Origin of the sequence: Chryseobacterium carnipullorum (genome assembly GCF_900142785.1) — a bacterium.
GTDB lineage: Bacteria > Bacteroidota > Bacteroidia > Flavobacteriales > Weeksellaceae > Chryseobacterium > Chryseobacterium carnipullorum.
Genome location: NZ_FRCD01000003.1, coordinates 177,740 through 202,270 on the forward strand (window position 1 = coordinate 177,740; position 24,531 = coordinate 202,270).

Annotated in this window: 18 protein-coding genes; 11 read left to right on the forward strand and 7 right to left on the reverse strand. The window is 38.1% G+C overall.

The features are described 5' to 3' along the window. Positions 1-128: 128 nt before the first annotated feature. The 5 genes from BUC06_RS04720 (at position 129) to BUC06_RS04740 (ending at position 8,769) form a co-directional block, all read left to right on the forward strand. A complete protein-coding gene (locus tag BUC06_RS04720) occupies positions 129-5,030 on the forward strand; it encodes a T9SS type A sorting domain-containing protein (RefSeq protein ID WP_073330402.1) in 4,902 nt (1,633 codons plus the stop codon). Between the two features lie 335 nt (positions 5,031-5,365). Beyond that, entirely contained in the window at positions 5,366-6,034 is a 669-nt protein-coding gene (locus BUC06_RS04725) for a carbonic anhydrase (protein ID WP_073330405.1), read from the forward strand. A gap of 21 nt (positions 6,035-6,055) precedes the next feature. Then, entirely contained in the window at positions 6,056-6,355 is a 300-nt protein-coding gene (locus BUC06_RS04730; protein WP_073330407.1) for a hypothetical protein, read from the forward strand. Between the two features lie 141 nt (positions 6,356-6,496). Continuing rightward, a complete protein-coding gene (locus BUC06_RS04735; RefSeq protein ID WP_073330410.1) occupies positions 6,497-8,089 on the forward strand; it encodes a SulP family inorganic anion transporter in 1,593 nt (530 codons plus the stop codon). A gap of 44 nt (positions 8,090-8,133) precedes the next feature. After that, complete coding sequence (locus BUC06_RS04740) at positions 8,134-8,769, forward strand: carbonic anhydrase family protein (protein WP_073330413.1); 636 nt, start codon at positions 8,134-8,136, stop codon at positions 8,767-8,769. 199 nt (positions 8,770-8,968) lie between these two features. Here the strand turns inward: BUC06_RS04740 and pth are convergent, their stop codons facing one another. The 7 genes from pth to mfd all read right to left on the reverse strand — a co-directional run bounded on the left by pth (position 8,969) and on the right by mfd (position 17,791). Next, entirely contained in the window at positions 8,969-9,532 is a 564-nt protein-coding gene (gene pth, locus BUC06_RS04745; RefSeq protein WP_073330416.1) for an aminoacyl-tRNA hydrolase, read from the reverse strand. Positions 9,533-9,618: 86 nt separating this feature from the next. Then, entirely contained in the window at positions 9,619-10,551 is a 933-nt protein-coding gene (locus BUC06_RS04750; protein WP_073330419.1) for a hypothetical protein, read from the reverse strand. A 98-nt stretch (positions 10,552-10,649) separates the two neighbouring features. Beyond that, complete coding sequence (locus BUC06_RS04755; RefSeq protein WP_073330421.1) at positions 10,650-11,525, reverse strand: hypothetical protein; 876 nt, start codon at positions 11,523-11,525, stop codon at positions 10,650-10,652. A gap of 152 nt (positions 11,526-11,677) precedes the next feature. Further along, on the reverse strand, positions 11,678-12,421 hold the full coding sequence (locus tag BUC06_RS04760) for a hypothetical protein (RefSeq protein ID WP_073330424.1): 744 nt from the start codon (positions 12,419-12,421) through the stop codon (positions 11,678-11,680). Between the two features lie 7 nt (positions 12,422-12,428). Then, positions 12,429-13,244 (reverse strand): hypothetical protein, encoded by an 816-nt coding sequence (locus BUC06_RS04765; RefSeq protein ID WP_073330426.1) that lies wholly within the window; start codon positions 13,242-13,244, stop codon positions 12,429-12,431. A 3-nt stretch (positions 13,245-13,247) separates the two neighbouring features. After that, the gene (locus BUC06_RS04770) at positions 13,248-14,102 is read right to left on the reverse strand and encodes a hypothetical protein (RefSeq protein ID WP_228423615.1); all 855 of its coding nucleotides are present in this window, start codon (positions 14,100-14,102) and stop codon (positions 13,248-13,250) included. A gap of 320 nt (positions 14,103-14,422) precedes the next feature. Further along, positions 14,423-17,791 carry a transcription-repair coupling factor gene (gene mfd, locus BUC06_RS04775; RefSeq protein ID WP_073330429.1) on the reverse strand — a complete coding sequence of 1,123 codons (3,369 nt, stop codon included), beginning with the start codon at positions 17,789-17,791 and terminating at the stop codon, positions 14,423-14,425. Between the two features lie 255 nt (positions 17,792-18,046). Between mfd and BUC06_RS04780 the strand changes: the two genes are divergently transcribed. The 6 genes from BUC06_RS04780 (at position 18,047) to BUC06_RS04805 (ending at position 24,487) form a co-directional block, all read left to right on the forward strand. Further along, on the forward strand, positions 18,047-18,439 hold the full coding sequence (locus BUC06_RS04780) for a hypothetical protein (protein ID WP_073330432.1): 393 nt from the start codon (positions 18,047-18,049) through the stop codon (positions 18,437-18,439). A gap of 182 nt (positions 18,440-18,621) precedes the next feature. After that, positions 18,622-18,867 (forward strand): hypothetical protein, encoded by a 246-nt coding sequence (locus BUC06_RS04785; RefSeq protein ID WP_073330434.1) that lies wholly within the window; start codon positions 18,622-18,624, stop codon positions 18,865-18,867. A 130-nt stretch (positions 18,868-18,997) separates the two neighbouring features. Further along, on the forward strand, positions 18,998-20,497 hold the full coding sequence (locus BUC06_RS04790) for a GH3 auxin-responsive promoter family protein (RefSeq protein ID WP_073330438.1): 1,500 nt from the start codon (positions 18,998-19,000) through the stop codon (positions 20,495-20,497). Between the two features lie 69 nt (positions 20,498-20,566). Continuing rightward, positions 20,567-20,929 carry a hypothetical protein gene (locus tag BUC06_RS04795; RefSeq protein ID WP_073330441.1) on the forward strand — a complete coding sequence of 121 codons (363 nt, stop codon included), beginning with the start codon at positions 20,567-20,569 and terminating at the stop codon, positions 20,927-20,929. Positions 20,930-21,021: 92 nt separating this feature from the next. Beyond that, the gene (locus BUC06_RS04800; protein WP_073330444.1) at positions 21,022-22,257 is read left to right on the forward strand and encodes an MFS transporter; all 1,236 of its coding nucleotides are present in this window, start codon (positions 21,022-21,024) and stop codon (positions 22,255-22,257) included. Between the two features lie 91 nt (positions 22,258-22,348). Continuing rightward, complete coding sequence (locus tag BUC06_RS04805; protein ID WP_073330446.1) at positions 22,349-24,487, forward strand: T9SS type B sorting domain-containing protein; 2,139 nt, start codon at positions 22,349-22,351, stop codon at positions 24,485-24,487. Positions 24,488-24,531: the final 44 nt, after the last annotated feature.

Sequence of the window (24,531 nt, forward strand, 5' to 3'; positions counted from 1 at the left end):
GTTGCTGATCAAGTTGGGATAAAAAAACCAAACATCATCACTAAATTTGTATTGATATCATTGACTGTTATTTCATTCGGGCTGTCGTCTCTCCTATTTCGAAAAAACACACTTTTAATTTTATACGTATGAAAAAAAAATCGACACTAAAGATTTTTGCTGCAGTCTTTTGCATTGCATCGTCTCATGCTTTTTCGGGAACTATTCTTGTCCCCAAGCTCCATGAGAGAATTACTGAGCCTGATCATAGAATACCCTTGCCTCCAAGCATTTATGATCTTGATCCACTTATCGCCATTTCACAGAATGTGAATGAAAAGGGATTAGTTACAATGAAAGGTAACTTTCAAAAGCCTAATACTGCTGGAGATGTAAAGGTAACCATCAAGTACAAAGATGCTCAAAATAACTGGGTATCTGTATGGTGCAAAACCTTTGCAGGCAATTATGATTACAATGAGGATCTTACCGCTAATTTCGAGCTTCCTGAATCAACTTCGAGTACTCACTCTGTAAAAGTTGAACTCAGTTCAGACGCAAGCATTACCAATTGGCAGTCCATCACATGGGAAAAAACAGTCAAGCACTATAAAAAGGCCAATTATACCTATGGAAACTGCGATTTAGATGAAAACCAGTATACTCTTCTCTTTACCCCTAAAAAAGACGGAACTGTTTTATATAACTCCAATGGATCTGTTTCGGGAGTTAAAGACAGGGTAACTTCTCAACATCTGACAAAAAAATTAGATAATATTGTTTTGTCTTTTCAGGGTAATGCAACATTGGATAATTCCAATACCAACTCACCTATTATTAATATCACCAATCCCAACAGTCTTTCCACGATCGCCAGTTCGCAGAAATTTATCTACCAGGATAGTGATACGAGTCCCTTTGAGTTTTCCTATCATGATCCGGTATATATGTTTGCCGGAAAATTCTCAAATGAAAGTTTTTTCATTAATTTCAGCAACTGGTTCCTACCTCCTGAAGAGGGTGGAGAACCCTGGGGCAGGGGTTATTTAGACTTTACAAATTCTAATGCTCTTCTTAACAGGTATTATAATCTCTACAATTACATCAATGAAAAGCTGGGGGATGTTTTTACCAATCAGCAACCCGTTGTCATTGTTATCAGTAAAGTCACCGGATTAAGAGTCTATAAAGGCAACGGACAATACATTTCTCTTACGGCTACAAGTAATTATAATACAACTAATGATTTTGGCTATCCTCCACTTAATAACAAACAAAGAGGGCCTGGTTCGGAAAACTTTTCGTTAAGCAATACTTCTCAGGCTTCATTGTATGGTGTTGGTGCTATTCGCAACAGAAAAGTCATCAATAGCTGGAACGGTCCATCAAGACCTTTGATCGATATAGAAACCGAAATCAATAAATTTATAAAATATGTAGGCCTTTTCGGAAACCCTACCACAGAAGACTGCCCAACTACCTGTTACACTATAAATCCGGGTGCGGAATCTGATCACGCAGACTGGACCAAAGCTCCCAACAGTTATATTTTCACAGGAAAAGATAACAACGGTAACAGCATTGACGGTTTATACATTCCTGTCAAGAAAGCCCATGCGATGTGGAAAAGCGGTGGGGAATTTATGAAAGATGACAATGAAAATTATACAGGTATTCCTGCCGGAACAGAAGCTGCAGGTTTATACTGGGAAGATGAAGCAGGTCTTATAAAATCCGTATCCCTTGAAGGCTCAGGAGAAAATGCGAGGATTAAAGTGATGATCAATAAATTACTTACCGGAAATGCATCAGTTTCCTACAAAGTAAATAATGAAATATATTGGACATGGCATGTTTGGGTAACCGATGATCCTACAAACGGAAGCGATTATCACCTTGGTTTCGAAAAAGATAAGGATGGACATCCCGTTACAGACTGGAAATGGATGGACAGAAACCTGGGGGCAACCAATGCAGGATTTCTGGGAAATAACTGGCATAAATCTCAGGGACTGCAGTACCAATGGGGAAGAAAAGATCCTTTTCCTGCTTTAGTATATAAAGACGGTACCATGTATGAAATTACCGGAGAAGTAGGAAAGATCAGAAATGAAGGAGCCGTTACTCTACCTGCAGGGTCATCAAAAATGCCTGTGAAATTCAGAGGCAGTTTGTATTCTGCTCAGGAAAATACAGGGTCCGACACTCCCAATGGAAATATCAGGTATTCTATAAAAAACCCGATCAATCTTATTATTCCGCCACTATATATAAAGAAAAAAGGGGAAACAGTTAACAATAATGATGAAGATATGTTTGTACAGAATGATAATAATTCCTGGTACCTACAGCGCCGTACAACCTGGTTCTCTAAAAAGAAATATAAGGTTTTTGATACCTCAAATTCTTCATTGAATGTTTCATGGGACCTTTGGGGTGACACCCGTGGTGGTAAAGTGAGCAACAATAACTCCAGCGATACTCTTGTTGCCAAAGAAAGTATGCGTTATGCTATGAAATCACCCTATGATCCATGCCCTTGCAACTGGAGAGTACCTTCCTACTATGCTACTATAGGTACTGCGAACAGCTCATCTCCTTGGGGAAGATTGGGAGGATCAGGCGATGAAGACAGTTTCACGTCTAACCCAGGAACCTCATCAACCAGATTTAACGGAATCAAGATATATCCGGGAATAGGATTTGATTTTAAAGGAGTTTCCGGACGCGATTTAGGACTTATTCCTATTAACGGAAACTATGAATATTACCCTAACAACGTTACAATCACAGGTGTTGCAGCAGCTTCTGCTTCAGGACTTGTAAAACCTAGCCTTTTATATCAGGATGGCTCATCGGACGGATCTTTAGGATCTTCAACTTTTTCCAGCGGATCGGGAGCAGCACCATGGTACGGACCCAGAGGTTTATCCTATATCTCCGATCCCGCGAATATCAAAGAACCGCCTTACTTCGGATGGTATAGAATTGCCTCTACATCTCATGATGGTAACACACACGAAACATCAGGAATACGATGTATTAAGGATCCTAACAATGCTTATATGCCTGCTGTATTCGCTACGGAATTCATCAGTACTCCATCGGAAGAGTATACCCTTCCGACTTTAAAAGAATGGACGAAAAGCCCTAACAGTTATGTAGAATATACAAACAGTAGTTTAAATGTAGCAGAAGCTGAAAAAGACCGTATCATTGAAATTCCTTTGAGTAAAGCCTATGCAATGCACAAGCTGCATCTAAGTACTACGGGAGATTTTCCATCAGGAAATATTAAATCTGCATCTGTAGTATGGACCACCAATGTCAATTTGATTCAGAACATAGAAATCATTGACGGAACAAAAGAAACTGCCAAATTAAAAGTTACTTTAAATCAAAACCAATCCGGTAACGGTGTTGTAGCTTTCCATTTGGGTGATTCAGGACAGTGGGCCAATGGCAAAATGCAGGATCCTGTTATCTGGAGCTGGCATATCTGGTCTCCGGAAACAGCGGTATCATCATTGGATTATGAAACGGAGACTTTATCTAACGGAGGTATCATGAATGTTGCGAACACTGCATTTATTAATCCTGTAAAAAGTATAGGCGCTCCACTGAAAACTACTTTTATGGACAGAGATTTAGGAGCATTAATGCGTTTTCCAGATGAGCCGGTAGCCGGAGCAAGTTATAACTATAGCTTTATTCCGCAGATCAGCAAAAGTGGAGGATTGCATTTCCAATGGGGAAGAAAAGACCCTCTTCCGGTTTTCTTTAATCCCGGGGGAAATTATAATTTTGTGACAGGAATTACTTTAACACAGTATGCAGGTATGGCCAGATATACCATTCGTGCACAAAATGGCGCTATCAATAATGGGATAATTCCTTATTCCGGAATTATAGATGACAATTCTTATAAGGCAAATTATTCCAAGGAATATAGTGTAGATTATTCTTCGGTTTTATCTTCTGCAGATTCTAAAAAGGATAAGATTAAAAAGATATTGCAGTATTCGGTCAATAATCCGCTGTATTACCTATACCAGAATCCTTCTACAGAAACCAATCAATTCAAGAAAGTGAAAGACTGGATTTCAGATGAAACCGGACAATTTACAGACAGATGGGGACATGGTTCAGTAAAATCGCCTTTTGATCCTTGTCCTGAAGGATGGAGAGTTCCGGATACCTTTTCTGCCGCCGTATATTCTACAATGCCACAATTATCTAATTTTTACAATTATTGGTCATTCTCTCATGGAAATAATCCATGGTATTACAATGGATATCAAACTTCAACGAAGTATGGATTGGCACCAGCAGCGGTATACATGGCAAAAAGAGACGCCTATTCTCCTGCTAACCAGTTTTATCCGGGAAGTATCTCTTCAATCTCCTACTATCCTGCTACAAGATTTGGATTTGTATTTAATAACAGCAGATTCACAATAGGCAACTTTGCAAATAATGGAATAAGAGGTTTTCAGGGAGGAAAAGATCTTACATTAGTCACAGCTGACGGTACAAGCAGATTGAGATTTAATCAATCCGGAATATGGACAGCTTCTCCTTCTGATGTTTACTCAGGAGCGGGTATAGGAATGATTTTTGATATTGCATCTTCAGGAGAGTTTAACTTCCAGACAGGATATCCGCACTATCCGCAGGCAGCAATGTCATGTCGCTGTGCCAAAATTCAATATGACGGAAATGGCAATGAGATAGGAAGATATGATCCCAATGCTGTTGCTGTCCCTAAAGATGCATTAAAAAAAGCGTCTAAAACTTTTGCTAAAACAAAAATTGAAGAAATTGTTGCAAAAGATAAGTTTACAGTATTCCCGAATCCGGTGAAAAGTGTTCTTTACATAAAACCTAATGATGTCAAGGAATACTATTATCAGATTTACAACATGTCCGGACAACTGGTAAAATCGGGTAAGTTTGAAAATGAAAAAACGGATCTTTCTTCTTTAATATCTGGAGCATATCTGATGAGAATTAACAACTCTGAAGTGCTTGTAAAAATTATTAAAGAATAGTATTTTAAGTAATATGAAACTTGAACCGCCTCAGTTTTGAGGCGGTTTTTTGATGAATTAAGAATATTTTAATCTTCAATTTTAATTTTTTCATTTATAGTTTGTAATTTTATATAGGCATTTTGAGTTTGGATTATTATTTTTTAATGGGAATTCATCCGGAAACTGCAAGTATCAGTCATTTTGAATATGATTTTAAGCATATTTTAATATTAAATATTGTTAAAACTGATTGGCTTTTCAGCAAAAACTATATTTTTGCATAGTTATCGATTTAATCTATTGAATTTGAAAATAATTTAAACGAAATAAATAATTATAAACCAATTAAAATTATGTCACAATCGTACGAAGTTATTTTCGAAAACAACAGAAAGTGGGTAGAGTCTAAAATCTCACAAGATCCTGAATTCTTCCATGAGCTTGCAAAAACTCAAAATCCTGATTATTTGTACATTGGATGTTCAGATAGCAGGGCTACAGCGGAAGAGATCATGGGAGCAAAACCTGGAGAAGTTTTTGTCCACAGAAATATTGCTAATGTCGTTAATACTTTAGACATGAGTTCCACAGCGGTCATTCAATATGCTGTAGAACATCTAAAAGTAAAACACATTATCGTATGCGGACATTATAACTGTGGCGGTGTAAAAGCAGCGATGACTCCTCAGGACCTGGGATTATTAAATCCTTGGTTGAGAAATATCCGGGATGTTTACAGATTGCACCAGGCTGAATTAGATTCTATCGAAGATGAAGGAAAACGTTATGATAAACTTGTGGAACTTAATGTTCAGGAGCAATGCATCAACGTGATCAAAATGGCTTGCGTACAGGAAAGATACATCATTGATGAGCATCCTGTTGTACACGGCTGGGTATTTGACCTTAGAACAGGTAAGATTATTGATTTGGAGATCGATTTTGAAAAAATTCTGAAAGACATCCAAAAGATCTACAACCTTACAAGTTCTGATTGGGTAATGAGCAGAAAAACAAAATAGTTTTTCTAAAATGAATGTAAGATGAAATTCTGGAGTATTATTGTATTGACCTTTTTCCTAAACTTCACAGCACTGCCAGGCATTGCTGTTGTTGCCGGCTGGGATCTTGTAAGGACCAATGTAATAATCAATGAAGAGGAACCTCATTCTCACCCATCATCTTTTATTGTTTACGAAAAGACCCTTCCTAAACCTTTAGACGTATTTGATTACGTAAAGTTTTCAGAACCTGATCTTCAGGGTGTGTCTTTTGAGCTGATAGATGATTCTTTTCATCTGTCTCCCCTACTCACCATATTTTCTCCGCCTCCGGAAGCTTAATTTTTAAGTATAGTTAGATTTTTTAATAGTATTCATATCAAAACTGATATCGGGTACGTGTGCTTTTAAATTAAATTTCCAATCTTTTATAATTGATTATCTAAGGATAGATCAGTCGGTTATAGTATTTTTCAAAACATTATGAAAAAAACATCATTCATAGGAGGAATCAAGGAGAATTTCCCTTCAGGACTCGTTGTATTCTTAGTAGCGCTTCCATTATGTCTGGGAATCGCTTTAGCATCCGGAGCTCCCCCTTTGTCCGGCATCATCTCTGGTATTGTAGGAGGATTAGTGGTAGGGTTTCTCAGTAATTCAAATATATCAGTTTCAGGTCCGGCTGCCGGACTTACCGCCATTGTTTTAACCGCTATTACAGATCTCGGAGCATTTGATCTTTTTCTTTGTGCCGGAATCATTGCGGGACTTATGCAGCTGATCTTAGGATTCGTCAGAGCAGGAAGTATATCCAATTATTTTCCTAATAATGTGATTGAGGGAATGCTTGCTGCCATCGGAATTATTATTATCTTAAAACAAATCCCTCACGCCATGGGATTCGACAAAGATTACGAAGGGCATGAATCTATTTTTGACAACGGACTCAATTTAGGATATTTCACGGAATTATTCGGAGCGATACATACTGGAGCGATCCTGGTAACCCTGTTTTCAGTAGGTATCCTTATTGCATGGGATAGAATTACGGTTTTAAAAAGAATGAAAATGCTTCCCGGAGCATTGGTAGCAGTAGTGGCAGGAATACTTCTTAACGAATTATTCAAACTGTCCGGAAGCTCTTTGGCGATTGGTACACAACACCTCGTTTCGCTACCTGTTCCTAAGTCATTGGATGATTTCAAAAATCTTGTTACGATGCCTGATTTTAATGGATTCACCAACCCTAAGGTATGGATAGTCGGGGCAACCATTGCCATTGTAGCTTCTATAGAAACACTGCTTTGTATTGAAGCATCAGACCGATTAGATAAACAGAGAAGAATTACCGACACGAATCTTGAGCTTAAGGCGCAGGGAATCGGAAACCTGATCAGTTCATTTATAGGAGGGCTTCCTATGACTTCTGTAGTGGTAAGAAGTTCCGCCAATGCCAACTCAGGGGCCACATCAAAATCATCGGCCATGATCCACGGTCTGCTTTTACTGGTATGCGTGCTGACCATTCCCTTTATATTGAACCTTATACCGCTGGCTACACTAGCAGCAGTATTGATTCTTGTAGGGTACAAACTGGCAAAACCTGCCACGTTCAAGCATTTCTGGCATCTGGGTAAATTCCAGTTTATTCCGTTTGTCGCTACGGTAGTCGCTGTAGTAGCTACTGACCTTCTCAAAGGAGTAGGTATTGGTCTGGCTATTTCCGTATTTTATATCCTTCAGGGAAATATGAAACGGGCTTATTATCTTAGCAGAGAAAAACTGGATGATGCAGACGGGATTAATATTAAGCTTGCCGAGGAAGTTTCTTTCTTAAATAAGGCAGCAATAAAAAAGACTTTGAAAAATATCAAGTCCAATTCTACCGTGATTATTGATGCAAGAGGGACTTCATATATTGCGACGGATGTACTGGAAATGATCCAGGATTTCGCCAATATACGGGCAAAAGAAGAAGACATCAATGTGGAACTGTTAGGCTTCAAAACTTCATACAAAGACTATGAAACAAACGAAGATTCTCACATTCTGATCACACACAAAAGAGCAATGTAAGCTCATTCCAATAATTTTTTTAATTTTAAATAGAAATAAATCATATGAAAGCACATACACACGAAACTCAATCTACAATTACGCCTGAAAAAGCATTAGACTTTTTAAAAGATGGAAATCAGAGATTTGTAAATAATCTAAAAGCAAACAGAGACCTTTTAGGACAAGTGAATGCAACGCGGGAAGGACAATGGCCTTTTGCCGTAGTTCTAAGCTGTATCGACAGCCGTACTTCTGCAGAACTTATCTTTGATCAGGGATTGGGAGATATTTTCAGTATCAGAATTGCCGGTAATTTTGTAAATCAGGACATTTTAGGCTCTATGGAATTTGGTTGTAACGTGGCAGGGTCCAAACTTGTAGTCGTTTTAGGACATACTAAGTGTGGTGCACTAAAGGGAGGCCTTGACGCGGCACAAATTCAGGAAATGGGAATGGATAATCTGAACCATCTGATTAATCATTTTGACCCAATTATCAATAACATTATCGAAGAAGGAGAAGAGCGTTCATCAAAAAACAGCTCACTTTTAGAAAGATTAAATCAGCAAAACGTAAAAAGTGCCATCGAAGACATCCGTGCACAAAGCTCAACACTTAAAAACCTTGAAGATGAAGGTAAAATTAAAATAGTTGGAGCCAACTATGATGTTGAAACCGGAGTAGTAACCTGGTTGTAAGAACTAAAATTTGCACATTTATAATAAACGGATATAAAAAATCAGATTGGAAATTGATTTTTAAAGCACAAAAGAAGACCACCAAAATATCGGTGGTCTTTATTTTTTGATAAATTTTCTGAACTTAATGACTGTACTCTAATGATAAAGGAAATTAAACAATCTATTCTATCTAGATCCAGAATAAGATAATCGTGAATTACTTTCCGTTGAATGCTGACATTGTATTGTTGATACCGGCAAAAACAAAAGACAGGCTGGCTTTCGAAAATTGATCAATTCGCTCACCAAGTTTTTCAGCCTCCTCTGTATTCCATGTTCCCAGCACATAATCTACCTGACGGCCTTCGGAAAAGTCTGCAGAGATTCCAAATCGAAGTCTTGCATAATTCTGGGTTTTCAGCATTTCATTGATGCTTTTCAGACCGTTGTGACCTGCATCGGAGCCTTTCATTTTCATTCTCAGGGTTCCGAACGGAAGGGCAAGATCATCTGTAATGATCAGTACATTCTCCAATGGGATATTCTCCTTCTGCATCCAGAACTTTACCGCATTTCCGGAAAGGTTCATATAGGTATCAGGCTTCAGGACGAAAACTTTTCTTCCCTTGTATTTCCCTTCTGCCATCCAGCCAAAATTGGTTGTATTAAATGAAGCTTCCAGTGTTTCCGCTATTTTCTCAGCTACTTTAAATCCTATATTGTGGCGTGTATTTTCGTATTCCGGACCTTTGTTTCCAAGGCCAACTATTAAATATTTCATTTAGAAATTTTTTGCAAAATTAAGCGATAAAAAATAAAAAAACCCAATCTTACAAAGATTGGGCCTGTATATTTTAAAGATTCTTGTTAGAATGGCTTATAAATGTAGTTCACTCCAAATCCTTTCGTCATATACGTCTGAGGATCGTAGTTATAGTTTGTTGTTCTGCTTACAGGAGATGGAATTGGTGGTATCAGGTCTGTTACAGACAATTTCTTAGGATTATTCGGAGACAAGATATGGCTTTCTCTGTCATTGATCTCTGTAGATAGAAGTCTTGAAATTTTATAAACCCCAGGCAGCAGTGTAAACGGACTGATTTCAGTATCATAATTTACAAAATCATATGCCAATCTGGTGGTAGGTCTTCCAAATGCTCCACCAGCCATAGGTCCGTAATTTCTTACTACTCTGGATACGTTATCCCCTAAATAAGTATATCCTGTTTTAGAATAGCTGATAAACACAAACGGCGTTCCGGAAACATCAGGACCATTTTTCATAATGATAGAATCCAGTTTAGCGGTAGAAGCGTTATATTTCAGATTATAAAGTGCTTTTGTTTTTCTTAAAAGCGTCTGAGGTCCAGGATTTGTTGCAGGAGGAACAGGCGGCGGTCTTCTGAAAACAGAACGGTTTTCAGAAATTGTCTCTAACCTGTCGTTGGGTCCATAAGTAAATAACTGGCTGTAAGAAACACTGTCTTTATCGAGCTTTCCGTTTCCATCAAGATCCAGAAATCCATTGAAGGAAATTTGGCTCACTTTGTTGCCACTGTAAGCAATATCCGTAATTGAAGCACTGTCCGTGATTACTTTTGTTACCAAAAGGCCACTGTAGTGATATTCTGCTAATGTATCTTTATCTGTGATTTCTCTGTATAATGCTCTAGGACCATTTAATCCTCCTGTATTATTCAGATCCAGTAATGGATCTCCGTTTTCGTCCAACATGTCCTTGCAGGAATGTATTGAAGAAACCCCTGCTATTAATAAAATAAAGTAGAAAAGTCGTTTCATTTCCAGGTAATTGTTTATTTTTTGACAAATATAACTTTTTTTTGAACAAAAGTTATGTTTTTATTTATATTCTAATAAAACCGATAATCAATTGAGGCTTATAAGGTTCTGTATGCATATTTAAGCACCTGATCCTTATCGGAAACCGGATAGTTAAATGCATCATACACATAAGTCATTGGGGTATTCACTCCAGATGCAGGACTTGGAGGCATTACAAATACAGATGTAGGATTATTGGGAGAAATTCTGTAGAAATTTTCAGGACGGATCAAGCTCCAGGCTGTGAAAAATGTTTTCGGAAGCGTTGAGAACGGGTTAACCTTAGAATCATAATTCTGAAAGCTGTACACAGTTAACTTAGCCGTAGTCATATTAGGAGCACCTGTTCCGGTAAGAGTACCATTGGTGCATTCTGCTTTAAAAATATTATCTCCATTATAAGTAAAAGTGCTTTCAGTAAATAAGCTGTATGCGGTATTTCCTGATACTTTTCTTTTTTCCAGAATTTTAACAAGCTTTTTGCCTGTAGCATCATAGGTAAATGTATAATCACTTACAAATGAATCTATGGCGGCAGCCGCTGTAGCGGTACAAGTAGCACTGTATACATTCCCTTTGCTGTCTTCACTTACGCTGAAATCATAAGCCATACTGCCTGTTAAACTTCCAACAAATTTTATTTTTCCAATTTTATTATTGATATACGTCGCTGTACCTGTATAATAATTATTGGTCACTCCATCTCTTAACATTCCTTTCTGAAAAACAGTTCCATTGACTGTATATTCTTCCTGAACATTATTGTTTAATGTAATTTTTTCCAGGACTCTGGCTGGTGGAGGGGTTGTATTCCCGTTATTTCCGCCATTATTGGCGCTTGGTTCAAATTGATCTGATGAAGAATTGTCACATGAAACCAGAAGCCCGAAAACCACTCCGGTAATGACTTTAAAAAGATAGTTTTTTCCCATGAAAAAATATTTTAGTGAGTTTACAAATATAATTTATTTTTTTGATGAAAACATTCACTTATTCAACAAATCCACAACAATGTTTATCTTTTGATAAAAAAAACCTAAAAACATAATGCTTTTAGGTTTATAATGATGATCTATTGCTTAATTTAGTAAGGCTGAAGTACAGATGTAGTCAAAACAGACTGAGACATCTCATTATTCAGAAATTGCGTATTAACGGCAGTTCCTATTCCTAAAGTCCCCGAATTCAGGTTTCTTTTGGTACAGGCTACTGACACGTTGTAATTGTTCTTCGGAGTAAGATTCGTAAGGGTTGCATTAAGATTAAAGATTTTATAACTTCCTTCCGATCCTATTAAAACATCCGTTCTAACCGCTCTAAGATTGTTATCCACAAAAATCCCGCAGGCAAAACCTGAAGAAGCATTCGTATTACCTGTTTTCTGGGCTGTCGTCTGAAAAGTAAAAACCACTTTATTGACAGCATTGGTAATAGAAAAAGTATCAACTGTTCCAGGAAGAACGGTCCAGGTATTGTTAATGGCCGTTCCCTCCGTGTAGGGAGTTGTAGCCCCATTAGGAGAGGAAAAAGTGGCACCGGTTTGATCCGAAACCGTATTCAGTGAAAACACAGACATACTACCCTGCCCATCAGCAATTTTTATACTCTTCCAGTCATTCGCATTCATTTCCGAATTGTTATGAAAAATAGTTCCGGCTGATCCGGCTGATCCTTTCAATAAATTCGTTCCTCCGGTCCTGATTTCTTTTCTTACGTTGATATCACCGTTTATATCCAGCATCGTACTAGGATTGGGAGTATTTACCCCCACCTGCGCATTGGCTACTACAGCAAACAGCAAAGATTTTATAATAATAATTTTTTTCATGCCTAGATTAGTTTATAATTGCATTAAACACCTGAGGAACCTCATATACATCTACCTTCAGAGAAGACTGAGCAATAAAGCTGTTAATGTTCGTTTCTGCATTGATTCCTATAGCCAGTACAACATCACTTGCAGTTCTGTAGGACCCAAGTCTTGAACAGGCAACACTTACCGTATGCTGTCCTTTGGAAAGATTAGCGACTACTCCAATCTGATTATGGGTAATAAAAGTACTGCTTGCACTACTTGCTTTTAAGTTTCTCTGCCTTAGATTGACAAGCTTGTTATCCACAAAAATACCACATGCATAATCTATAGAAATATCCGGTGTTCCGTTGGCCGGCAGGTTAGCCTGCACTACGGTCTCAAACTGAAAATAAGTTTTGCTTTCTGTACTGAAAACGCTGATAGGCTGTGACAAACCAGCAATACTCTTAAATCCAGGAAGGCTGGAAATATCAGCCCCTTTAGTAAATGCCGTATTTTTAGCCGCAATACTGGACTGTTCCGTACTGGTAAATTTCACTCCGGTTCTGTCTGAAAAAGAGTTATTGAATATTAAATAGAATTTGTTAGGCTCATATTCAGGAATACGAAGTGATTTCCAGATTGGAGGATAACCTTCTCCCTGAGAAACAAGAATCTGGTCGTTATTTCCCTGAGAAAGACTGTTGTCTGCAGGGTTCAGAACAACGATTTTATTTCTTAAATTGATATCACCGTTGATATCAAGTTTTGCTTTTGGAGAATTGGTATTGATTCCCACTTGAGCAGAAAGAGACAGTCCTGCTATAAAAAACAGGATTGATATAATATTTTTCATCAATTAATTGCTTTTATAAGTTACATATTCAATAACATCGATCTTCATAATCGACTCCAGTGTAAATGCATTGGAAACCGTATTCGTATCCGACACATTACGTCCTACGGTAAACTGCGAATTTACATTTGATGCATTGATTTTTCGGCACGCTACTTCAAGCTTCTGGGTGCCAATTGGAACATTCTGCTCTGTATAGTTAAGGGTAAAAATATAATCCTGAATACCGGATTTCTCTGTATTGTTGTTTGAAACAACCTTATCCGGACGTACTGCTACCAATTTTCCGTTTCGGAAAACACCACAGGTAAAAGTAATAGATTCTGAAGTAGCAGCATCGGGAGCCTTCATTTCTATCCCTGTCTGAAACTGATAAGTAAGTCTGTTTTTTCCGTTTTTGATGATAAAACTGTTTTGCAATCCATCAATTTTCGACCACTTTCCCTTTGAGGTATCGGTAATATCATCACCTACACTATTTTTATAAACATCATCTGCCGCGACACCACTTGAAAGCGTCGTAATACCTGCCTGATCTGAAGAAAGGTACGAATTGATCAATTTGTACTGTCCTTCCTCCATAAAGGAAACATTCAATGATTTCCAGACAGCAGGCAAGCCTTCTCCCTGTGAAACCAAAACCTGGCCGTTCAACCCGGCACTTCCTGCCTGAGAAGATGTACCGCCTACTCTAAGTTCTTTTCTTAACGTGGTTTTCCCGTTGACATCGAGATTAGATTTGGGAGAAGCAGTCCCAATTCCCACTTGCGCATTAGCAGAAAGCGATAAAAGCCCGGCTGCGCAACAATAGATAATTCTTTTCATAATATGGGCTGCAAAGGTATGAATTAAAATCATAAAAAAAACTTTATGACCAGTTAAACTGGTAGAAATAAAGCAATTACGTTATAGAATTAATTGTACCAAAAAGTAGAATTATTACTACAAATCATTTCTTTTTTCATGTTTTGAGCAGAACAAACCCTGGTAAACCCAATAACAGCAATAGATACAGCGTTTTCTTTTCTCATTATATGGTGATTTTAAAGCCCTTTAAGATCTACATTATATCATCCGGTTTTTAGCATTTCTACTGAAAAAAATCATAAAAAAAGATCCGAAAACTTACATTTCCAGATCTTTTTTGTTTTTTATTAAGATTTTAAAGCACATTTTATTTAATGATGCCCGATAATGGTCTTCAACAGCATATTAACCTCATCCACATTTTTCACTTTTTCTTTTCTCATCATGAGTAGATTTCCTTCTTTTCCCACCTTCTCTTTAAGTTGTGCTTCCGCCGGATTTTGGGTTAAATAGCTGATGATATGCCTGAATCTATCCGTCTGATAAAACTTATCCTGAGGATTAGCCGGAAAATATCCTAAAAATACGCCATTCTTCATAACGATTTTTTCAAACCCTATATCGGCAGCAAGCCATTTCAGCGCAACACTCTTTAACAAATTAACCGCTTCTTTAGGTAAAGATCCAAAACGATCAATCAGCTCCAATTCAAACTGATGGAGATCCTTCTCATTGTTGATCTCTGCAATTTTTTGATATAGGAGCAGCCTTTCTTCTGTATTGGAGATATAGAAATCCGGTAGCATCAGCTCAAGATCCGTATCAATATTTACATCTTTAACTGATTTGAAAAGTTTCTGCCTGTCCTCTTCATTATCGAATAGATTTTCGAAGTCCGCATCATCTTTAAGCTCTTCCAAAGCTTCCTGCATCATTTTCTGATACGTTTCAAAACCCATCTCATTAATAAAACCACTCTGTTCTGCTCCCAGAAGATCTCCGGCACCACGAATCTCCAAATCTTTCATGGCAATCTGAAATCCACTTCCAAGATCTGAAAACTGTTCAATCGCTTCCAGTCGTTTTCTGGCATCGGAAGTCATCATATCATAAGGAGGTGTAATCAGGTAACAGAATGCTTTTCTATTGCTACGACCAACTCTTCCTCTCATCTGGTGAAGATCTGCCATTCCGAATCTGTGAGCATCATTAATAAAGATGGTATTCGCATTAGGAACATCTACTCCACTTTCAACAATAGTAGTAGCCACAAGCACATCATACTTTCCTTCCATAAAATCAAGCACATTTTTTTCCAGTTGCTTGCCTTCCATCTGACCATGTCCTGTAATGACTCTTGCATCGGGGACCAGTCTCTGAATGAGCCCGGCAATATCTTTAAGGTTTTCTACCCTGTTGTTGATAAAATAAACCTGCCCGTCTCTCTGAAGCTCATAAGAAACAGCATCCCTGAGTATTTCTTCGCTAAATCCTATCAACTGTGTATCAACAGGCTGCCTGTTTGGTGGTGGAGTTTTGATCACCGAAAGGTCTCTTGCCGCCATCAGCGAAAACTGAAGGGTTCTTGGGATAGGAGTAGCAGTTAATGTAAGAGTATCAACATTATTTTTTAAGGTCTTCAGCTTATCCTTTACCGAAACTCCGAATTTATGCTCTTCATCAATAATCAGTAATCCTAAATCTTTAAATTTAACTGAAGCGCTCACTAGCTGATGGGTTCCTATTATAATATCTACCTTTCCATTTTTAAGACCATCTAAAGCTTCTGCTTTCTGCTTGGCTGTTCTGAACCTGTTTACATAAGAAACATTCACCGGAAAATCTTTCAATCTTTCTTTGAAACTTCTGAAATGCTGGAAAGCAAGAATCGTTGTAGGAACCAGCACAGCTACCTGCTTTCCATCCGTTGCCGCTTTAAATGCCGCCCGGATGGCAACTTCTGTTTTACCAAACCCCACATCTCCGCAGACCAGCCTGTCCATCACTGTATCTGCTTCCATATCTCTTTTTACATCAATGGTTGCTTTTTCCTGATCCGGAGTATCTTCATAAATAAAACTGGCTTCCAGCTCATTCTGGAGATAAGAATCCGGAGTGAAAGAAAATCCTTTTGCTGTTTTTCTTTCAGCGTATAATTTTATAAGGTCAAAAGCTATTTGTTTTACTTTGGCTTTCGTTTTCTGCTTCAAAGATTTCCAGGCCGGTGACCCCAGCTTACTAAGGACAACTTCCTTACCGTCCGGTCCATTGAATTTCGAGATCTTATGAAGCGAATGAATACTTACATATAATAAATCTCCATTTTTATAGGTTAGCTTAAAACATTCCTGGATCTTCCCATCATTATTAACTTTAACAAGTCCCATGAATTTTCCGATTCCATGATCAATGTGAGCAATGTAATCTCCAATTTTAAGGGACATCAGATCTTTCAGGGTAAGCTGTTCAGATTTTGCAAAAGTATTTTTCGCTTTATACCGCTGGTAACGGTCAAAGATCTGATGATCTGTATAGACCAAAAGCTTCTGCCCGTTATCTACGAACCCCTCATGAAGTTCAGACCTGAAGCTTTTGAAAGGAAGTTCATGTTCCAGTTCTTCAAATATAGACTCCAGCCTTTCTCTCTGCTTTTCAGTTGAAAAAGAGATCCAGGTATCGAACCCTTCATTCTGCTTTTCTTCAAGATCTTCAATTAATAATTCAAAATTCTTATGAAAAGAAGGTTGTGGAAGCTGTTCTACTTTTATTTCAGTGATTTCTTTGATTCCCTCAATAGGAGTACCCGCAAAATCTATGGTTTTAAACTTTTTAAAATCAAACAGGAATTCCTGGTCTGATATAAAAAGCTCCTGAGGTTTTCTGTGAGCAATATCCTTATTCAAAGTATCATATTTCTCCAGAGATTTCTCATAAAAAGTTCTGATCTTCTGCATTCCGACAGGACCGTTCCTTGAAATGATAAAGCTATCAACAGGCAATAGCTGCAGCAGTGAAACTCTGGTTCCAGTTACAGAAAAATTCATATTGGAAACCAGCTGAAAATCTTTCACTTTATCCAAGGAAAGCTGAGTTTCAATATCAAAAGTTTTAATACTTTCCACCTCATTTCCGAAGAATGTGAGACGGTATGGTTTTTCGTAAGAATACGAAAATACATCTACAATTCCACCTCTGACAGAAAATTCTCCGGGTTCAGAAACAAAATCTGTCTGCTGAAAGCTATAATGAGTAAGCAACTCGTCTACAAAATCGAAATCAAGCTGATCCCCTACCTTTATATGGTGTGATATCGCCTTAAAATCTTCTTTCTTTAAGACCTTTTCAGATAACGCTCCCGCATAGGCAACGATAACTTTGGGAGACTTTCCGGAATTGATCTTATTTAAGACCTCTGTTCTAAGGACAAGATTGGCATTCTGCGTTTTTTCTACCTGATAAGGCTCCAGGTGTGTTGCAGGAAAGTACAGTACTTTATCCTTTCCAATCAGGTCTTCCATTTCTGTATTGGCATACAAAGCATCTTCTTTATCATCTACCAGATAAAGGATGGTTTTCTTCCGGGTCAAAAAAAGCTCGGCCACAAAAATAGAAACCGAAGAACCGGCACTTCCCTTTACGGAAATATGCTGGCTGTTTTCTAACTGAGTAAATATTTCTTTTCCAAATTCTTGATGAAGAAGGTCCGGAAGAAATTTTTCGTGAATGGGTTTTAGCTGCATAAATAGTAATGGCATAAACGACAAAAGCGATTTCGGAAGTGATCCGAAACCGTTTATTCACAACAAAGGTAAGGATATTTTTTTCTTTAAAGGAAAATCAGGTAACCTCTACAACCTAAATAAAATCAGGTAATACATACCCAAATCTTAATTTTTTTACAAATTTATCTAATTAAAAGTTAAAAAAAATAAGGATTTATCCCATGGCATAGTGTTTGGGAATGTGACCTTATCGAAACTTAAAGAAATAATATTATGAAAAAAGCAATTAGAATCTTAGGCGTATTGATGTTGGTCGTTGTTACCACATTATCTTTTGCATCGTGTAGTAATGATGATGATCCCGTAAACAATGATTTCTTCGCAGGAACTTACAAGGGAAGTATCTCTTATAACGATGGATCTACAAACAACAGTACTGATAACGGAAGTGTATTTGTAACCAAGATTGCCAGCGGTACGAAATACAATTTTGCATTCTCCAATGGTATTCCGGATCTTAACGGAGTTGAATTTCAACAATCTGGAGACCATACTCTTGTCATGGTTGGTGGGACTGCTACCTCTTATATTAGAATTGACAATAATGACTTGAAAATTTTATATATTAAGGATGGCAAGACATGGACGGCCAACTGTACACGTTAAATCTATCATTCATATTTATATCAAGCCTGCTTCCGTTATGAAAGCAGGCTTATTTTATTTTTAAACCTTTGACTTTAAGTTTTTTTTAAGCAGTAATAAACTTTAGTTAAGGTTGTAAATACCCGTTTTTCAGCCCGTTTTTTGTATATCTTTACTTAAGAAAAAATAAACAATACACCCTCATGAAAAAATTATTAACAGCAATGTCCCTGGCATTAGGACTAGGATTTGCAACCGCACAACAGACTGCTCCGGCAACGACTGCAGCCCCTCATCCCACTACAAAAGTAGTAAAAGCTCCGGCAGCTAAAACGGCTCAGCCTGCAGCTAAAATGAAAAAGGACGGAACCCCCGATAAAAGGTATAAAGAAAATAAAAACCTTAAAAAAGACGGCACTCCGGACAAAAGGTACAAAGCCAACAAGTAAACTTTAACATATAGTTGTTATTTTCATAATCAAATTTCGAAGAACCGGTGAAACTCATTCACCGGTTTTTTTTGTGGCATATCTTAATCAAAATGATTCCATATTCTCTACTTATTTATAAATTTGAAGCATGTTAAATTTCTTCAAGAAAAATGCGGCACTGGTCTGGGCAAAAAAACATGTTCAGAAAACCGGGGATTTCAAAAAAAATTCAGAGAAAAATCAGGAAGCTCTTTTGTTGTCTCTTGTAAAGACGGCTCAGAAAACTCTTTTCGGAAGGGAGCATGATTTTGAAAATATTCATTCTGTAAAAGAATTCCAGGAAAAAGTTCCTGTTGCTGATTACGAAGATCTCAAACCCTATATCGAAAGAGTCAAAAAAGGACAAGCCAATATCCTCTGGACCGATACCCCGGAATATTTCGCAAAAACTTCGGGAACGACTTCAGGTTCAAAATACATTCCTATCTCCAAGGAAGGAATGCCTTTCCAGATTGCAGGGGCTCAGAGCGCACTGTTTCACTATATTGCACAGAAAAACAATGCAGACTTTGTGAATGGGAAAATGATTTTCCTGCAGGGAAGTCCTGAGATGGAAGAAGTTTTCGGAATTAAAACAGGGAGACTTTCAGGCATTGTAGCCCACCATATTCCGGCTTATCTTCAAAAAAACAGACTACCAAGCTGGAATACGAATATAATGGAAGACTGGGAAGCCAAGGTAGACAAAATCATTGAGGAAACAGAACATGAAAACATGACGCTGATTTCTGGAATTCCGCCATGGTTGATTATGTATTTTGAAAAGCTTACCGAAAAACATGGTAAAAAGATCAAACAGCTTTTCCCCAATCTCCAGCTTTTAGTCACCGGAGGTGTTAATTACGAGCCTTATCGCGATAAAATGGAAGATCTGCTTGGCGGAAAAGTAGATATCATCCAGACCTTTCCGGCATCCGAAGGATTTTTCGCTTTTCAGGATGACTATACCAAAGAGGGGCTTCTTCTGCTAACCAATCATGGAATTTTCTATGAATTCATTCCACTGGAAGAATATGGCAAACCCGGAGCAAGAAGATTACCATTAAAAGATGTAGAACTCAATAAAGATTACGCACTCATCCTGACTACGAATTCTGGCTTGTGGGCTTATTCTATCGGAGATGTTGTCCGGTTTATTGATAAAGATCCTTATAGAATCCTGGTAAGCGGCAGAACGAAGCATTTCACTTCTGCTTTCGGGGAACACGTTATCGCATTTGAAGTAGAGGAAGCGATGAAAGCTACGCTGGAAAAATATCCTGCCCAGATCATCGAGTTCCACCTTGCGCCGCAGGTCAACCCAACTGAAGGACTTCCCTATCATGAATGGCTGATTGAATTTGAAAAAGAACCTGAGGATATGGAACGATTCAGAAGTGAGCTGGACGACCAGCTTCAAAAAAGAAATACATATTACGAAGATCTTATTACGGGAAACATTCTTCAGCCTCTTCATATTAAAACCTTGAAAAAGAATGCTTTTCATGAGTACGCAAAATCGCAGGGTAAACTGGGTGGACAAAATAAAACCCCAAGACTGGCGAATGACAGAAAAATTGCAGATCTATTAGAAATTTACAAACTTTAAAGATATTTTTTCAATTCCGAAAACATATATTCGAAAAAAATTATAAATTTGAAAAAATAAAAAATAATAATGAGAGCATCTGTACTTTTAAAATCATCTTTACTAACGTCTTTATTTGTGATTTCATCCTGCGCTACCACAAAGTACAGCGATGATGTTTCAAAAAATAATTATTCTAATCTTCAAGCCGGAAAAACGTATGTGGTTACCATGAAAGATGGTTCTCCAAAACAGAAAATACTGTTCCGAAACATTGATGGTGATAAAATTATTGGGACTGGCGGTAAAAAAGACAGTACAGAGGTGATCATCCCAAAATCCAATGTTGCTGCTGTAAAAGACAGATCCAAAGCAAGGGTAACGGCTGGTGCTACAGTGATCGGAGCAGCTGGGGTTGCAGCTATCGTGATCAGTTCGTTGAGAGCAGACTAAATAGATTTTATCTTTCGGAAACTATTTGATTTATCATTTAAAAATCACCCTATAAAACAGCCTTAAATGAATATTTAGGGCTATTTTTGTGCATGATTTCCTTTACACCGTTAAAAACATTGCAAAATGTTGAATTCAGAAATCTTCTCACAGGAAGATTTTTTATTGTTTTAGCCTTCAGAATGCTCGCTACTTTACTGGGATGGTGGGTATATCAATTAACGAAAGATCCATTTTCAATAGGCCTCATTGGGCTTTCCGAGGTTATTCCTGCAGTAAGCTGTGCTTTGTATGCCGGACATGTTATTGATATGAATGAAAAGAAGCGATTACTGCTGATTTGTAATTATGCTTATATTTTTCTGATTGGGCTTCTGCTTATTCCAGCCTTCTTCAATGTAGAAATGCATTTTAACGGACATGAAATTACCTATTTTATATATGCAGTTATATTTTTCACAGGAATTGCACGAGCTTTCATCGGACCTATCGTTCCATCAATGATTCCCAAAATCGTCAAGAAGGAAAATCTTCCTAATGCCGTTACCCTGAATCAGGCTACCTTTCTGATATCCTCGGTATGCGGACATGCTGCAGGCGGACTTCTTATTGGTTATTTTGGAGTACAATATACTTTAATCGTTATTATTTCGTTAATATTTATCGCTTCTTTATTTTTCTGGCAGCTGAAACAGCAGCATTCAGAACATAAGAAGGAAGAAGTAAATGTTGTGGAGAGTATGCGTGAAGGCATTTCCTATATATTTAAGACCAAAGAAATTTTAGGGGCACTATGTCTTGACATGTTTGCTGTTCTTTTTGGAGGGGCTGTAGCTATGATTCCGGTATTTGCGACAGATATTCTGGATGCAGGAGCAGAAGGTTTCGGACTTTTAAATGCTGCTTCTGATATAGGATCTATGTGTATCATTACTGTTTTGGCGATTGTTCCGCTAAGAAAGAATCAGGGAAAGATACTTTTGGTGGTGGTTGCCGGATTTGGGCTTTGCATCATTGGTTTCGGACTGTCCAAGCTGTATTGGCTTTCCTTTATATTCCTTGTCATGAGCGGAATGCTTGATGGAATTTCGGTGGTTATCAGAGGAACGATTGTTCAGCTGAAAACTCCCGACCATATCAGAGGCCGTGTATTGAGTGTGAATTCTATATTCATCATGTCCAGTAATGAAATGGGACAATTTGAAAGTGGGCTGATGGCAAAATTGCTGGGCGTCGTACGCTCTGTCGTGTTTGGGGGAAGCATGACGGTACTGGTAGCTATCCTTGTAGCAAGTACCAATCCCAAGCTGAGAAAAATGAATTATTAGGCAATAATATCCTGATTCTATTAAATATATCACAAAATCTTTAAATTAACTTTAATAATTTTTTATATTTGTCTTTTTTAAATCCCCCTTTATGAAAAAAGCATTACTCGTTTTTCTAATCATCTGCTCGCGCATCTTATATGCTCAGTCAGATTGTATTAGTGCAATATCTATCTGCGGAAACTCAGATATTTCTTATACTCCTTCCGGACCAGGAAATATACTGGAAGGCATTGGAGCAAACTCTTGTCTGAGTGACACTGAAAATGAACACTTTTCCGTATGGTACTCTTTCACGGCGGCCACTTCGGGAACATTGGCATTTGTCATTAATCCGACTATCGATACCGATGACTATGACTTTGCAGTTTACGGACCTACTACCAACGGATGTACTTCGCTGAATAACAGCAACGTTTTTGTAACGCCCGTACGATGTAATTTCAACGGTACAGGTTCTTCTCAGGGAAATACAGGTTTACTCCTTACCATACCGCCACCTCCGCCGCCAAATACAAATGGAAGTGCAGGAAATCAGTCTGAATGGAGTCCACATATGGTGGTACAGGCAGGTGAGACCTATTATCTTGTTGTAGATAACTATAGAAGTTCACCGGATGGATTCTCTCTGACATGGACTGGTACTGCCAGTTTAAGTTCTGCATTCAACGACCCTGCGCTTGCTCCGTTTCCATTCATTACCCCGGGACTTCCTGCAGCTAACCCTGCTGACCCGAATGAAGTAACCGTATGCTCATTGGCTACACCATTCAACTTCCTCTCTTTGAATGCAGGAGTTATCAATGGTAACAGCGCCAATTTCAAGGTAACCTATCATAAAAACACCAATGATGCGATTACAGGAGGAAATCCTGTAACGTCAGAAATAGTTAATCTTGCGACAGTTTATTATTACAGAATTGTGTATCAGGATCCCGCCAACCCTACCAATCCTATGAATGGCTGTTTTATTACAGGAAAATTCAAATTCAGGGACGGTAGCTTCGCTTTAACCAATGCTACCCTTACAAGTTGCAGCAATAATAACGCCGGGACAGCGATGTTTGATCTTACCACTGCTACTATAGGAGCCTTACCTAGCCACGTGTTGAAGTATTATCCTACAATGTTCGATCTTAATGCAGGAACGAATGAAATCACAAGCCCGTCGATCTACCAGTTTGTCTCAGCAGAAGGAAAAATATTTGTAAAAGCTACGAACGAATTCGGATGTACAGCAACTGCAGAAATCACCCTGAAGTTCCATCCACTGGTAACCGTAACTGATGCTTCGCTAAGAACATGTTTCCTTGAAACCAATCATTCACTGGGTACTTTCAATCTGAGCAATGCTACGGTAACAACCCAACTGGGGGCGACTAAAAAATACTATCCATCACAAACAGATGCAGTAAACGGAACCAATGAAATTTTAAATTTTCTGACGTATACAGCTCCAAGCGGAGTGATCTATGTAAAAGTCATCAATGCACAGGGATGTTATAATATTGCGAAGGTAACATTAACCGTTCTTTCGCCTGTTTACTCTAACGTGTTACAGGATAAAATTATCTGTATAGAAGATAAAACAACTCTGGATGCCGGTCCTGGATTCAATGCTTATGAGTGGAGTACAGGAGCAACTACACAGGTCATCAACAGTGTAGCTGTGGGAACTTACTGGGTTAAATTGAAGACAGGTGACTGTATTACATTACAGACGGTAAAAGTATACGCTTCTGAGCAGCCTGTCGTTTCAAGCATTGATATATCAAATACAACGATCACTGTGAATGTCATTGCAGGAGCTCCTGAATACAAGTATTCTATGGATAATGTCAACTGGCAGGATTCCAATGTATTCACTAACGTATCAAGAGGAGACCACAAAATCTATGTAAAAGACGCTTATGACTGTGACCCTATTGAGATCACAGTGGTGGTCCCTAATCTTATCAATGTCATTACTCCAAACGGAGATGGTGTCAATGACTTCATAGATTATTCAGCATTATCCGGTAAAAATGGTCTTATTTTCAGTATATTTGATAGATATGGAACTAAAATCCACCAGGCCGATAAATCCAACGGATATAAGTGGGACGGAACCGTAGCCGGTAAAAAGATTCCTACGGGAACGTACTGGTATTCTGTAACGTGGAATGAAAATGATAAAAAGAATACCCCATTCAAATTCTCAGGATGGGTCATGGTAAAAAACAGAGAATAATTTCTTGTTAAAAATACAAAACCGCTCTACGGGGCGGTTTTTTT

Coding starts and splice junctions, on each gene's coding strand:
- BUC06_RS04720 (WP_073330402.1), top strand. CDS start 129: ATGAAAAAAAAATCGACACTAAAGATTTTTGCTGCAGTCTTTTGCATT.
- BUC06_RS04725 (WP_073330405.1), top strand. CDS start 5,366: ATGTCACAATCGTACGAAGTTATTTTCGAAAACAACAGAAAGTGGGTA.
- BUC06_RS04730 (WP_073330407.1), top strand. CDS start 6,056: ATGAAATTCTGGAGTATTATTGTATTGACCTTTTTCCTAAACTTCACA.
- BUC06_RS04735 (WP_073330410.1), top strand. CDS start 6,497: ATGAAAAAAACATCATTCATAGGAGGAATCAAGGAGAATTTCCCTTCA.
- BUC06_RS04740 (WP_073330413.1), top strand. CDS start 8,134: ATGAAAGCACATACACACGAAACTCAATCTACAATTACGCCTGAAAAA.
- pth (WP_073330416.1), bottom strand. CDS start 9,532: ATGAAATATTTAATAGTTGGCCTTGGAAACAAAGGTCCGGAATACGAA.
- BUC06_RS04750 (WP_073330419.1), bottom strand. CDS start 10,551: ATGAAACGACTTTTCTACTTTATTTTATTAATAGCAGGGGTTTCTTCA.
- BUC06_RS04755 (WP_073330421.1), bottom strand. CDS start 11,525: ATGGGAAAAAACTATCTTTTTAAAGTCATTACCGGAGTGGTTTTCGGG.
- BUC06_RS04760 (WP_073330424.1), bottom strand. CDS start 12,421: ATGAAAAAAATTATTATTATAAAATCTTTGCTGTTTGCTGTAGTAGCC.
- BUC06_RS04765 (WP_073330426.1), bottom strand. CDS start 13,244: ATGAAAAATATTATATCAATCCTGTTTTTTATAGCAGGACTGTCTCTT.
- BUC06_RS04770 (WP_228423615.1), bottom strand. CDS start 14,102: ATGATTTTAATTCATACCTTTGCAGCCCATATTATGAAAAGAATTATC.
- mfd (WP_073330429.1), bottom strand. CDS start 17,791: ATGCAGCTAAAACCCATTCACGAAAAATTTCTTCCGGACCTTCTTCAT.
- BUC06_RS04780 (WP_073330432.1), top strand. CDS start 18,047: ATGAAAAAAGCAATTAGAATCTTAGGCGTATTGATGTTGGTCGTTGTT.
- BUC06_RS04785 (WP_073330434.1), top strand. CDS start 18,622: ATGAAAAAATTATTAACAGCAATGTCCCTGGCATTAGGACTAGGATTT.
- BUC06_RS04790 (WP_073330438.1), top strand. CDS start 18,998: ATGTTAAATTTCTTCAAGAAAAATGCGGCACTGGTCTGGGCAAAAAAA.
- BUC06_RS04795 (WP_073330441.1), top strand. CDS start 20,567: ATGAGAGCATCTGTACTTTTAAAATCATCTTTACTAACGTCTTTATTT.
- BUC06_RS04800 (WP_073330444.1), top strand. CDS start 21,022: ATGATTTCCTTTACACCGTTAAAAACATTGCAAAATGTTGAATTCAGA.
- BUC06_RS04805 (WP_073330446.1), top strand. CDS start 22,349: ATGAAAAAAGCATTACTCGTTTTTCTAATCATCTGCTCGCGCATCTTA.